This is a genomic window from Bradyrhizobium sp. HKCCYLS20291, assembly GCF_051167715.1.
GTDB lineage: Bacteria > Pseudomonadota > Alphaproteobacteria > Rhizobiales > Xanthobacteraceae > Bradyrhizobium.
Window position 1 is genome coordinate 324,993 of sequence record NZ_JBNPTO010000002.1, and the last position, 12,710, is coordinate 337,702.

Here is a 12,710-nt window from a genome sequence, read left to right on the forward strand (position 1 = left end):
AGAGAGGGTCGGGGTGAGGGGCCGCCGCACGAGTGGTGCGAATTGTTGGACCTGTCCCCTCACCCGGATTGCATCGATCGATGCAATCCGACCTCTCCCCTGCGGGGAGAGGTAACAAGCAACTACACCGCGCGCTTGAACGCCTCGGCGAGGTCGGTCTTCTCCCAGGAGAAGCCGCCCTCATTGTCAGGCGTGCGGCCGAAATGGCCGTAGGACGAGGTGCGCGCGTAGATCGGACGGTTGAGGTCGAGGTGGCTGCGGATGCCGCGCGGGGTGAGATCCATCACCTCGGCCGCGACCTTCTCGAGCTTGTCCTCGGAGACCTTACCGGTGCCGTGGGTGTCGATGTAGATCGACAGCGGCCGCGCCACGCCGATCGCATAGGCAAGCTGCAGCGTGCAGCGGTCGGCAAGACCGGCGGCGACGATGTTCTTGGCGACGTAGCGCGCGGCATAGGCGGCGGAGCGATCGACCTTGGTCGGATCCTTGCCGGAGAAGGCGCCGCCGCCATGCGGGGCCGCACCACCATAGGTGTCGACGATGATCTTGCGGCCGGTGAGGCCAGCGTCGCCGTCGGGACCGCCGATGAAGAACTTGCCGGTCGGATTGATGTGCCAGATCGTCTTGGGGCTGATCCAGCCCTCCGGCAGCGCCTTGCGCACGTAGGGCTCGACACGCTCGCGCACCTGCTCAGAGGTCATGTCCTCGACCAGATGCTGGTGCGACACCACGATCTCGCGGACGCCGACCGGCTTGCCATTCTCATACTGCACGGTGACCTGGCTCTTGGAGTCCGGACCGAGCACCTTCTCAACACCCGAGTGACGGGCTTCCGAAATCAGACGCAGGATCTTGTGGGCGTAGAAGATCGGCGCCGGCATCAGGTCCGGGGTCTCGTTGGTGGCGTAACCGAACATGATGCCCTGATCGCCTGCGCCCTCTTCCTTGCGCTCACCCGGCTGCAACGCGTCGACGCCCTGCGCGATGTCGGCGGACTGCGGATGCAGCAGGATCTCGATGTCGCAGGTCTTCCAGTGGAAGCCGGCCTGCTCGTAGCCGATATCCTTGATGGCCTGGCGGACGACGTGCTCGATGTGCTCGTTGGTGACCGAAGCGGGCCCACGGGTCTCACCGGCGATCACGACCTTGTTGGTGGTGGCGAGCGTCTCGCAGGCGGCGCGGATCTGCCAGGGGTCGATGCCGGCCTTCGGTCCTTCGCGGTAGAACAGGTCGACGATCTCGTCCGAAATACGGTCGCAGACCTTGTCCGGATGACCCTCGGACACCGATTCCGAGGTGAACAGATAAGACGCGCGCATCAAGCAATCCCTTCTTTGCCGCCCACGGCGGTCGTTCGTATTGATCCCAGTGATCCCAAAGGATGTCAGTCGCGACGCCGCGAGATGACGTAGGACTCGTCGTAGAACCACAGCCCGTTGTGCTTTCGCAGAACCTCTCTGGCGGCGTCGAGCGCACGAGACGAGTGGGCGACCTCCGTCAGGCGGTCTTCCTCGATCTGCGCGACATACACCGCCGCGTTCCAGGCTGCAAAGGCCGTCGAGGTTCCGATCGCACCGGTGACCTCGTTGGGCAGAGCCTCCATCTCATACCTGAAAATCGAGCGATTGTCCGCATAGGCGTTAAAATTTAAGTCTCGCCCACTGGACCCCAGCTCGTACTTGACGGCGCGCAATAGCTCATGCCGGCTGACCGAGAAAGGATTTTCTCCGGGCCACACCGCCTGGATGATTTCGAGGCCCGGATCCTGGCCGTGGGAGTGGATTCCGATCAGCCGCCCGCCCGGTTTCAGCGCCCGCGCCAGCGGTGCGATGATGCGCTTGGCGCGGAAATTCACCGAGGAGCGGGCGCGGTAAGGCTGCGAGGCGATGATCAGGTCGAAATTGGCCTCGACCCGCCCCGCCCGCGGAATGATGTTGTCGAGCAGGAAGCGGTGGTCCTCGCGGTAGAGCACCAGTGCGATCGGCCGCTCATACACCGGCATGCCGGTCCGCTGCGAAACGTTGGCGCGCCAGTTCTGCTCCAGGAACGGCTTCAGCGCCGCGATCTGGGCCTCGAAATCGCCGGACGAATCGCCCTGCAGCACGACTTCGTGCCAGATCATCGACGCCGCGACCGAGGGCGATGCCGGCGTCAGCCACGGCGCCTCGGCATAGTTCATGTTGGTGAACACGAACACCGAAGCTGGATGCTCGAACAGCCGGTCCGGCACCTTCTCAAGCGTCAGACGAACGTCCTCGAGACTCAATTCCTTGCCGGCGACGTAGAACGGGATGTGCGGAAAACGGCCGTGCATGGTCCGCAGCACCTTCGACAGCACCGTGCCGTCGCCGACGCCGGCGTCGAACAGCCGCAGCGCCGGCGGCCGCGGATGGATGCTGGCGAGTTCGAGCCCGACGCGCTCGGCCACCACCCGCTTCTCGCTGCAGGTGTGCACGAACAGGAGATATTTCTGGCGGTTCTCGAAGAAGCGGAAATTGCTCTTGGGATCGCGCTTCTCCGGCACGACGTCGAGGCGTGGCGGCGGCAGCGTCCCAGTCGACGCCGCGATATAGGCCTGGATGCGGTCCAGCGTGTCGATGGTGATGCGCTTGTCCTCGCGCAGCCGCTGCACGAGCTTGCCGTCGTTCACGGCCCTGCGGCCGAACGTCGATTCCGCCATGTCCGACTGGCGGCAGAACTCCGTGATCTGGGCAAGCAGCTGATCGTTCTTCATTCGGCCAAGTCGGTGGAGAAAGTCGGTGGGAAATATGGGTGGGCAGCCGCCCGCTGGCCCAACCCTTTAGCATGATCTGCCCACCATGCAAAGCGCCCGGGTGGTACCTTGCTCCGCCACTCTTCGAGGCGATAGAGTTCCCGCGGGATCAATGCTGGGGTGAACATGTCGAGGTATCCGGGAGCCACGCTGTCCGTGGGCGCGCTGCTGCTTGCCGCCATGCTGGGACAAGCGGCCGCGGGCTACCTCGATGAAAATCCGGACGAGGTGTTTGCCGGCGTCTACGAGCGGCTGGGCGCGCTGCCGCTGCAGGCGGCCCGCGACCCGTTCGTGTGGCTGCGGCTGCAGGAACTGAAGCGCGAGCCGTGTGACCAGAAGAGCGTCGGCGACCTCGCGCTGATGCTCGACAAGCTCGGCTATCGCCGCCAGGCCGCGGACGGCCTGTTCCGCTTCGTCAAGGACTGCGGCGCCCCGCTTTCCGCCCTGCACCGCGCGGCCGACACCTACATCAAGCTGACCGACTATCCCAAGGCGGTCGAGGTCGCCGACGAATACGTCCGTCGGGCCCCCTCGAATCGGGATGCCCATTATTTGCGCGCCACGGCGCTTGCCGGTGCGGGCGATCATCAGCGCGCGCTTGCCGATTACTCCGACACGATCGAGCTGTCGCCGGACAAGGCCAGGGTGGCGAGCCGCGTCTTCACCCAGATGTCCGAGTCCTACGTAGCCCTGAAGCGCTACTGCGAGGCGGTCTCGCCGATCAGCCTATGGGTGTCGTTCGATCCGCGCGCCCGCGATACCAGCCAGACCCAGCGCATCATCGCGGACTACGAACGCCAGGGCAATTGTGCGGCGTCGACCGACGCCCGTCAGGAGCGCTTTCCGCTGCGCGGCCAAAAGAACGTGGTTGTGGTCAAAGCAGAGATCAACGGCGTCAAGGGATCGTTCATCCTGGACACCGGCGCGAGCTACGTGTCGGTCCGCTCCGCCTTCGCCGAGCGCGCCAAGCTGCCGTTGAGCGGCGGCAGCGACATCACGCTGAACACGGCCAATGGCGAAACCAAAGCGCGGCTGTCGCGGGCCGACAAGGTCAAGCTCAACTCGCTGCAGGCGACCGGCATTCCCGTCGCGGTTCAGGATGACAGCCGCAAGGATTACGGCAACGGTATCGACGGACTGCTGGGCATGAGCTTCCTCTCCCGCTTCGACGTGCAGATCGCAGCCGATTTCGTCGAAGTGCGGCCCCGCCGCGCGCAAAAGCCTTAATGCAGCGGCCTCAGGGCAGAGCTCGGTACCATCGCTGCATCGAGGCCGCAGGTAAGCCCGCGCGGCTGCGCAGGACGCGAACACCGTTGAACCGTGGCGTCGTGGGCAACAACAAAACGAACAGTTGTCCCCTACCCTTTTGCCTCACGGTCCGTGCTGATGCGCCGCTCGCTCCTGCTGCTTCTCCCGCTGTTGGCCACCCTCGCTGCTCCCCCGGCATTCGCCCAGTCCCGCTCCCAGCTCGGCCCGCTCTGCACCACCGAGACCACGCCCGCTGACCAGATGATCGCGGCCTGCACCAAGATCATTGCGCTGAAGGTGTTTTCCGGCGGCCAACTCGCAACGATCTATTTCTGGCGCGCCGTCGGCTGGAACAAGAAGGGCGACTATGCCCATGTGATCGCGGATGCAACCGAGGCGCTGCGGCTGCAGCCGGCGCAGGCGATCTACAATTTGCGCGGCTCGGCCTACTACGACAAGGGCGAGTACGAGATCGCGACCGCCGACTTCAACGACGCAATCAAGAGCGGCCCGCCCAGCGGCACCCTCTTCCACAACCGTGGCAATGCCTATCGCGGCATCGGCGACTACACGAAGGCGATCGCAGACTACGCTGAGGCGATCAGGCTCACGCCGACGTCCGCGCTGTCCTGGCAGAATCGCGGTATCTCCAAGGAGGCGACCGGCGATCTCGACGGCGCGCTCACCGACATCAACGAGGCGATCCGACTCGACCCGGCGCTGGCCTCGCCGCTGATCAATCGCAGCGTGATCTGGCGCGCCAAGGGAAATTTCGATCGCGCCATCGCCGACGCCACCGAGGCGGTCCGGCTGGCGCAGACCCCGCCGGTGAACGTCATGACGCCGCCCGGCAGCGTGATCATCTCGGCGCATGTGCATCGCGCGCTGGCCTACGAAGCGAAGGGCGAGATCGACGCCGCCAAGGCCGACTACGCCGCGGCGCTGAAGCCCACCGCGTCCGACGCCGGCAGCAAGGCGAACCATGCCACCGCCAAGGTGCGGCTGTCGCTATTGTCGGAGCCGCCCGCGCAATCGCAGCGGTTGGCGGACGGGCCGAGCACTGCGCCCGCCGCGGCAGAGCCGGCAGTCGCAAGCGGCCAGCGCATGGCGCTGGTGATCGGCAACGGCGCCTACACGCATGTGCAGGCGCTGCCCAATCCGCCGCGCGACGCCAAGGCGATCGCCAAAAGCCTGCGCGACATCGGCTTCACCGTGGCCGAGGGCGTCGATCTCGATCGCGCCGCGATGCAGGCCAGGACGCGTGACTTCCTGCGCGAGGCGGCGCGCGCACAGGTCGCCGTGGTCTATTATGCCGGGCATGGCGTGCAGATCGACGGCCGCAACTATCTCGTCCCGACCGACATCGAATTTGCATCGGGGAGCAATGTCACGGCGGCGATGGTCGACATGGACCAGATCCTGGCCGGACTCGATGACCAGGTCCGCACCAACATCCTGATCCTCGACGCCTGCCGCAACAATCCGTTCGCGCCGCCGGAGCCCGCCGGCGCCACGGCGAGCCGAAGCATCAGCGCCGGCGGTCTTGCCGCGCCGTCGTCGCTCGGCACGGGCGCGACCTCGGGCGCCGGCACGCTGATCGCGTTCGCGACGGCGCCTGGAAAAGTGGCCCTGGACGGCGAAGGCAACAACAGCCCGTTCTCGGCGGCTTTGTCGCGCCACATCGGCACGCCCGGACTCGAGGTGCAGCAGATGCTGACACGGGTGCGCGCCGAAGTTGTCTCCACCACCAGGAACAAGCAGGTGCCGTGGTCCAACTCCTCGCTGCTCGGCGAGGTCTATCTGGCAGCGAAGTAGCTCGGCGCGGATGCGCGGCGAGAGAATCCTGCTATCGTAATCGGCAACAGGGACGGCACGTTGAGCTGTCGACGTGCCGCTGCGCTGACAAGATCAGCCGGCAACGTGCCAGTCCCGAAAGCTGCAGGGAGGTTCACATGATTGCTCGCTTCGTTCTCGGACTTGGACTCGCCATCGCGCTCGCCGCCGGCCCGGCGCTTGCCGATGACGTCAACGGCGTCTGGCTGCGCGAGAGCGGTGCATCGAAGGTGAAGTTCGCGCCCTGCGGCGGCGCCGTCTGCGGCACGCTGGTCTGGATCAAGGAAGGCACCGACACGCCGGCCAAGGTCGGCCAGCGGCTGTTCGACAGGATGAAATCGACCGGACCCAACGCCTGGGCCGGCAGCTATAACAATCCGGACGACGGCAAGACCTATGATGCCACGATGACGCTGTCGGGCGGCACCTTGACGACCTCCGGCTGCGCCTTCGGCGGGATGATCTGCCGGTCTTCGACATGGTCCCGGGCGAACTGAAGGCCGACATCCCGGGACCGACGCGGCTCCGGGACGAAAACAATCCTTCACCCCGCTCGGACTAGAGTGCGACGGCCCCCTCAAGGCGAGGGTGCGGAAGCCTCGCATGATCGTGCAAACACCATCGGAGCCTCACAAGCTGCTTGGTCTGGAAGCGCTGCGCTTCATCGCGGCGATGTCGGTGCTGCTCTGGCACTATCAGCACTTCGCGTGTGTCTCCGACATGCCGGTCGATTTCGCCCGGAGCGGGCTGCCGTTCTATGCTGTCCTGTTTCCGTTCTACGAGGCCGGTGAGACCGGCGTCGCGGTGTTCTGGTGCATCTCCGGCCTCATCTTCTTCTGGAAGTACGGCTCGGTCATCGCCACCCGTGCGATCGATAGCTGGACCTTCTTCGTCTACCGGCTGTCGCGGCTGTACCCGCTGCACCTGGCGACCCTGCTGCTCGTCACCGCATTGCAGGCGATCTATTTCGCCAATCATGGTTTCTTCTTCGTCTACCAGACCAACGACGCCTTCCACTTCGGGCTGCAGCTGTTCCTGGCGAGCGAATGGCTGCCGTCCAGTGGGCTCAGCTTCAATGGACCGGTCTGGTCGGTTTCGGTCGAGGTGCTGGTCTATGCGGCGTTCTTCCTGACGCTGCGCTACCTGAGAGCCTCACCGCTGGTCAACGTGATCGTCATCCTCGTGGCCGCCGCGAGCGGCACGCTGATCGGACGATGCGTGGTGTATTTCTATACGGGCGGATTGGTAGCCATGGCCATGCAGGCCCTCGCCGATCATCCGCATCGGCTGAAGCTGGAATTGTCGGCCGGATGCGCGGCGGTCGCGCTGCCCTTATCGCTCTGGCTGGCTGGCCTCGCGATCGCGCCGATCGCTGCGCCGCTCACGCTGATCTGCACGCCGCTGCTGGTGTTCTGCTGCTCAGGCCCGCTGCCCCTGCCACGACGCGTCGAACGTCTGCTGGAGGCGACCGGCAACATGACCTATGCGTGCTACCTGCTGCACTTCCCGATCCAGCTCGCGATCATGCTGGTGTTCGCCGCGTTGCGGCGGCCGATCCCCTATCACGATGCGCTGTTCTGGCTCGCCTTCCTCGCGCTCACGCTGACCGCCGCGCACCTGACCTATCGCCATTTCGAGGCGCCCGCGCAGCGGCTGATCCGCCGCGCACTGCTGCAAAAACAACAAACGGGGCGGATCGCTCCGGCCCCGCTGTCTCATAGCTGATCGAGCGATACGTGCGCGCCTGACGGTCAGGTGCGCACGCACTCTCCTGCCGATTACTTGCCCCAGATCTCCTCGGCGAGCTCGACGCAGAGGCGCAGCTTGGCCCACTGCTCTTCCTCGGACAGGATGTTGCCTTCCTCGGTCGAGGCGAAGCCGCACTGCGGCGACAGCGCGAGCTGATCGAGCGGCGCGAACTTCGAGGCCTCTTCCATGCGGCGCTTGATGTCGTCCTTTTTCTCGAGCTCGCCGACCTTCGAGGTGACGAGACCGACGACGACGACCTTGTTGCCCTTCGGCAGGAAGCGCAGCGGCTCGAAGCCGCCGGCACGCTCGCTGTCGTACTCCAGGAAGTAGCCGTCATAGTTGGTGTTGGCGAGCATGGTCTCGGCGACCGGCTCGTAGCCGCCGGAGGAGATCCAGGTCGACCGGAAATTGCCGCGGCAGACGTGGGTGGTGATGGTCATGTCGGCGGGACGATCGGCGATCGCGTAGTTGATGATGCGCGAATAGATCTGCTGCAGGCCGTCCGGATTGTCGCCACGCTCGCGCGCCTTCTTGAGCTCCTCCTGCGAGCACAAATAGGCCCACACGGTGTCGTCGAACTGCAGATAGCGGCAGCCGGCGTCATAGAACGCCTTCACGGCCTTGCGGTAGGTCTTGCCGAGATCCTCATAGAAGGCGTCGAGATCGGGATAGATGTCCTTGGAGATCGACTTGCGGCCGCCGCGGAAGTGCAGCACTGCCGGCGATGGGATGGTCATCTTCGCGGTCACATGCGCGGTGTCGGCGTGCTTCTTGAGGAAGCGGAAGTGGTCGAGCATCGGGTGGTTGTCCGGGAAGTCCAGCTTGTCGATCACGCGCACGGCATCGTGACGGGTCTGCACGCCCGTGAACTGGATGCCGGCGTCCGGGTGGAACAGCTCGCAGCCGGTCAGCTTGGCCAGGAAGTCGAAATGCCACCAGGAGCGGCGGAACTCGCCGTCGGTCGCGAGCTTCAGGCCGGTCGAGGCCTGGCGATGCACGACCTTCTCGATCTCCATGTCCTCGATCTTGCTGAGCTCGTCAGCCGAGATCTCGCCCTTCTCGAGCTTGGCGCGGGCCTCTTTGATCTTCTGTGGGCGCAGCAGGCTGCCGACCTCGTCGGCGCGGAATGGGGGCTTGGTGCGTTGCATATGCTCACTCCTTGGAAGGCGTCGATTCGTTGGATATGGTTGTTGGACCGGCAGCGATCTGTCCCGGCTGGTCACCCGGGCAAAGCGTGATGGACTGGATCCATCCCCTACCCCGTATCCGGCCGGTATACAATTCTATCGAGTCTAGAACGGGGCGTGGCGTACGCGGGCGCTACTCATTCGCATGGGCTCACCGACCTGTTTCGCCCCGGGGAATTCCTGAGGTGAACCATCAAAACCCTCTCCAGATCAGGCGGGGTCAGAGAGCGAGATCGACCAGCCGACATCCCGCCAACAGCCGAATCCTGCATACCGGCCTCGACCACACCACACGGTACCGGCGGACCGTTCCGCCAGCTCCGCAGCTGATGGCGCGAACATCCCGACCGCCACAACCGAAGATGACGCTGACTTGACGGTCGTTCAAGCCCGTCGACGGATCAATGCGCCGCGGCGCTGGCGACCCCGAGATGCCGCTCCAGCGGGGCGGGATCGGCCTTCAGGGCGCTGGACGGCGCGTCGTGTACGATGGCGCCGCGCTCCAGGATCACAACCCGATCGGCCAGCGTGAGCAGCTTCTGCGCATGCTGCTCGACGATGATCGAGCACAGCCCACCGGCGCGGCTGATGGTGCCAATGGCCGCCAGCAGTTCTTCGACGATGATCGGCGCAAGCCCCTCGGTCGGCTCGTCCAGCAGCAGCACCTTGGGGTTCAGGGTGAGCGCCCGGCCGATCGCCAGCATCTGCTGCTCGCCGCCCGACAGCTGGTTGCCGAAATTGTTGCGGCGCTCCTTGAGGCGCGGAAACATCTGGTAGACACGCTCGACCGTCCACGGCCCCGGCTGCGCCACTGCGGTCATGTTCTCCTCAACCGTCAGCGAGCGGAAGATGTTGCGCTCCTGCGGCACCCAGCCGATGCCGGCGCGGGCGCGCTGGTCGGCGCGAAGGCTCGTGATGTCGGTGCCGCCCAGCGCAATCGTGCCGGAGAAGCGCCGGGTGACGCCGACGATGGAGTTGATCAGCGTGGTCTTGCCGGTGCCGTTGCGGCCGAGCAGCGCCAGAACCTGGCCTTCCGGCAGCTTCAGCGACATGTTCGGCAACACGACGGCCTGGCCGTAGCCGGCGCGGAGATTCTCGATGCTGAGCAGATCGGTCATCACGCGGCCTCGCCGAGATAGACCGCCTTGACCTGCGGATCGCGCGCGACCTCGTCCGGCGCCCCCTCGACCAGCAGCGCGCCGGAAACCAGAACCGAGATGCGGTCGGCGAAGGAAAAGACCAGATCCATATCGTGCTCGATCAGCAGCACCGTGACGTCGCGCGGCAGCGCGGCGACGGCGGCGAGAATGTCCTTGCGCTCGCCCTCGGGCACGCCGGCGGCGGGCTCGTCGAGCAGCAGCACTCGGGGCTTGGCAGCAATCGCGACCGCGATCTCGAGCAGACGCTGCTTGCCATAGGGCAAGGTCGAGGTGCGGTCGTTCATCACGTCGAGCAGGCGGAAGCGTTCCAAGGTCTCGGCAATCTCGGCATTGATGTCGTCGCGCGTCCCCATGCGCCGCCACCAATTGCCACCGCCGCCGAGCCGCTCCGAAACCGCGAGGCCGATCGTCTCCAGCGGCGTCAGGTCTGGGTAGAGCTGATTGATCTGGAAGGTCCGCGACAGCCCGCGCAAGACGCGCTGGTGTACCGGCAGATCGGTGATGTCCTGGCCTTCCAGCAGGATGCGCCCCGCGCTCGGCTCCAGCACGCCGGTGAGCTGATTGATCACGGTGGTCTTGCCGGCGCCGTTCGGCCCGATCAGCGCATGGCGCGCGCCGGGCGCGATCTTGAGCGACAGGTCGCGGGTGACGTGAAGGCCGCCGAAATGCTTGTCGAGGCCGCGGGTTTCCAATGCGTAGGTCATGGCGCCTCATTATCAGTGAGGGCCACCGCGGCCTTGCGGCCGGCGATCTGCCGAAGGATCAAATTGGGCAGCCACAGCGCATAGCCGTGGATGCGATGGCGGCCAACCAGCACGATGACGACGAGCACGAGGCCGATCCAGAACATCCAGTATTGCGGCGTGATCCACTGGAACAGCTCCTGCAGCATCCGGAACACGGCCGCGCCGATCAGGCCGCCATAGAGATAGCCGGAGCCGCCGATCACGAGCATCAGCACGAGGTCAGCGGAGCGCTCGAAGGAGAACACGTCGAGCGAGGCCAGCGCCGTGGTCTGTGTGAACAGCGCCCCGGCAATGCCGGCGTAGAACGCCGCGACCGTGTAGATCGCGATCAGGCGCTTGTTGACGGGAATGCCGATGGCCGACGCACGCAGCGGATTGTTCTTGATCGCGCGCAGCGACAGGCCGAACGGCGAATGCACGATGATCCGGGCCAGCAGGAACAGCACGAACAGCACCGCCAACGCATAGAAGAAGCCGGTCCTGCCGAACATGTCGAAGGCGAACAATCCGAAGATCGGCTGAATGTCGATGCCCTGCAGGCCGTCGGTGCCGCCGGTGATGTTGGAGAAGCGCTCCGCGAGCGCCTCCATCAGCAGCGCGATGCCGAGCGTCACCATCAGTCGCGTCAGGTCGACGCCGCGGATCACCAGGAAGCTGGTCGCAAAACCGAGCACCGTCGCGGCAAGGCCGGCCACGATCAGCGCCAGCACCGGCTCGTTGATGATCCCATGCACCGACAACAGGCCGGCGCAGTAGGCGCCGACGCCGAAGAAGGCGGCGTGGCCGAGCGAAACGATGCCGGCGTAACCGAGGATCAGGTCGAGCGACAGCGCGAACAGCGCCAGCCGCAGGATCTCGGTCATGATCAGGTAGCGCGAGGGAAACGCGAATCCCACCGCCAGCACGACGATCCAGAAGGCGAACTCGCTCCAGTGCCAGCGGCCATGCTGCCTGGCGTGGAAGCCGACCTCGGTTTGTGCGTTCGTCGTCATGCGATCCTCATCGCGTCGCCGTGCGACCGAACAGGCCGTTCGGGCGCCAGATCAGGATCACGATCATGATGGTGTAGATGACGAACGGGCCGAGCTTCGGCACGTAGTACTTGCCGGCGACGTCGCCGATGCCGAGCAGCAACGAGGCGAGGAACGGGCCGGTGATCGAGGATGAGCCGCCGACTGTGACCACGATCAAAAAGTAGATCATGAATTTCAGCGGGAAATACGGATCGAGGCCGAGGATCTCCGCGCTCAGCGCGCCGCCGAGGCCGGCGAGGCCGCACCCGAAAGCGAAAGTGAAGGCGAACACCTGCGGCACGTTGATGCCGAGACCGCTCGCCGCACGCGGGTCGTCAACTGCCGCGCGCAGCCGGCTGCCGAACCGCGTCTTGGAGAGCACCAGCTGCAGCCCCACCGTGAGCAGACCACAGATCGCGATGATCATGAGCCGGTAGCGGCCGACGCCGACGCCGAAGATGTCGAACTGGCCCTGCAGCACGTCCGGCAACTTGATGAAGATGCGCGAGGATCCCATCACGTAGTCGACCGCCGCGACCGACATGAAGACGAGCCCGATCGAGAACAGCACCTGATCGAGATGGCTGCGGGTGTAGAGATGCTGATACAGCGTGCGCTCGAGCACGGCGCCGATGATGGCGCTCGCGACGAAGGCGAGCGGCAGGGCCGCGAAGAACGGCCAGCCCATCCGGTTGACGAGCACGGCGCAGGCGTAACCGCCGGCCATCGCGAAGGCGCCGTGGGCGAGATTGACGAAGTTCATCAGGCCAAGCGTCACGGCAAGACCGCAGGCCAGCACGAACAGCAGCATGCCATAGGCGACGCCGTCGAACAGGTTGGTGAGGATAGCGGTCATGAATCACGCGACCAGAGAAGAGAGATGGGCAAGGAGTTCCAAACTCCGTCATGCCCGGGCTTGTCCCGGGCATCCACGTTGCGCTTTCCTAAGAGAACGACGTGGATGGCCGGAACAAGCCCGGCCATGACGCGAGAAAGAGGTG

11 protein-coding genes are annotated in these 12,710 nt (G+C 65.3%); 4 read left to right on the forward strand and 7 right to left on the reverse strand.

Going from position 1 to position 12,710, the window contains the following annotated elements:
* Window positions 1-122: 122 nt before the first annotated feature.
* Window positions 123-1,319 carry a methionine adenosyltransferase gene (gene metK, locus ACQR07_RS05475; protein ID WP_434870316.1) on the reverse strand — a complete coding sequence of 399 codons (1,197 nt, stop codon included), beginning with the start codon at window positions 1,317-1,319 and terminating at the stop codon, window positions 123-125.
* Window positions 1,320-1,384: 65 nt separating this feature from the next.
* The gene (locus ACQR07_RS05480; RefSeq protein ID WP_434901323.1) at window positions 1,385-2,734 is read right to left on the reverse strand and encodes a hypothetical protein; all 1,350 of its coding nucleotides are present in this window, start codon (window positions 2,732-2,734) and stop codon (window positions 1,385-1,387) included.
* A gap of 165 nt (window positions 2,735-2,899) precedes the next feature.
* On the opposite strand from ACQR07_RS05480, the gene ACQR07_RS05485 reads away from it, so the two are divergent.
* The 4 genes from ACQR07_RS05485 to ACQR07_RS05500 all read left to right on the forward strand — a co-directional run bounded on the left by ACQR07_RS05485 (window position 2,900) and on the right by ACQR07_RS05500 (window position 7,579).
* Complete coding sequence (locus ACQR07_RS05485; RefSeq protein ID WP_434901324.1) at window positions 2,900-4,000, forward strand: aspartyl protease family protein; 1,101 nt, start codon at window positions 2,900-2,902, stop codon at window positions 3,998-4,000.
* A 159-nt stretch (window positions 4,001-4,159) separates the two neighbouring features.
* On the forward strand, window positions 4,160-5,836 hold the full coding sequence (locus tag ACQR07_RS05490) for a caspase family protein (protein WP_434901325.1): 1,677 nt from the start codon (window positions 4,160-4,162) through the stop codon (window positions 5,834-5,836).
* 137 nt (window positions 5,837-5,973) lie between these two features.
* Window positions 5,974-6,351 (forward strand): DUF2147 domain-containing protein, encoded by a 378-nt coding sequence (locus ACQR07_RS05495; RefSeq protein WP_434901326.1) that lies wholly within the window; start codon window positions 5,974-5,976, stop codon window positions 6,349-6,351.
* 106 nt (window positions 6,352-6,457) lie between these two features.
* Window positions 6,458-7,579 carry an acyltransferase family protein gene (locus ACQR07_RS05500; protein ID WP_434901327.1) on the forward strand — a complete coding sequence of 374 codons (1,122 nt, stop codon included), beginning with the start codon at window positions 6,458-6,460 and terminating at the stop codon, window positions 7,577-7,579.
* 53 nt (window positions 7,580-7,632) lie between these two features.
* On the opposite strand, the gene ACQR07_RS05505 is transcribed toward ACQR07_RS05500, so the two are convergent.
* The 5 genes from ACQR07_RS05505 to ACQR07_RS05525 all read right to left on the reverse strand — a co-directional run bounded on the left by ACQR07_RS05505 (window position 7,633) and on the right by ACQR07_RS05525 (window position 12,565).
* Window positions 7,633-8,751: a cobalamin-independent methionine synthase II family protein gene (locus tag ACQR07_RS05505; protein WP_434901328.1), complete on the reverse strand. Its 1,119-nt coding sequence runs from the start codon at window positions 8,749-8,751 to the stop codon at window positions 7,633-7,635.
* 440 nt (window positions 8,752-9,191) lie between these two features.
* The gene (locus tag ACQR07_RS05510; protein ID WP_434901329.1) at window positions 9,192-9,908 is read right to left on the reverse strand and encodes an ABC transporter ATP-binding protein; all 717 of its coding nucleotides are present in this window, start codon (window positions 9,906-9,908) and stop codon (window positions 9,192-9,194) included.
* Window positions 9,908-10,654: an ABC transporter ATP-binding protein gene (locus ACQR07_RS05515; RefSeq protein WP_434901330.1), complete on the reverse strand. Its 747-nt coding sequence runs from the start codon at window positions 10,652-10,654 to the stop codon at window positions 9,908-9,910. The genes ACQR07_RS05510 and ACQR07_RS05515 overlap by 1 nt, the downstream gene beginning before the upstream one ends.
* Window positions 10,651-11,688 (reverse strand): branched-chain amino acid ABC transporter permease, encoded by a 1,038-nt coding sequence (locus ACQR07_RS05520; protein ID WP_434901331.1) that lies wholly within the window; start codon window positions 11,686-11,688, stop codon window positions 10,651-10,653. The genes ACQR07_RS05515 and ACQR07_RS05520 overlap by 4 nt, the downstream gene beginning before the upstream one ends.
* 7 nt (window positions 11,689-11,695) lie before the next feature.
* Window positions 11,696-12,565 carry a branched-chain amino acid ABC transporter permease gene (locus ACQR07_RS05525; RefSeq protein ID WP_434870327.1) on the reverse strand — a complete coding sequence of 290 codons (870 nt, stop codon included), beginning with the start codon at window positions 12,563-12,565 and terminating at the stop codon, window positions 11,696-11,698.
* Window positions 12,566-12,710 lie beyond the last annotated feature (145 nt).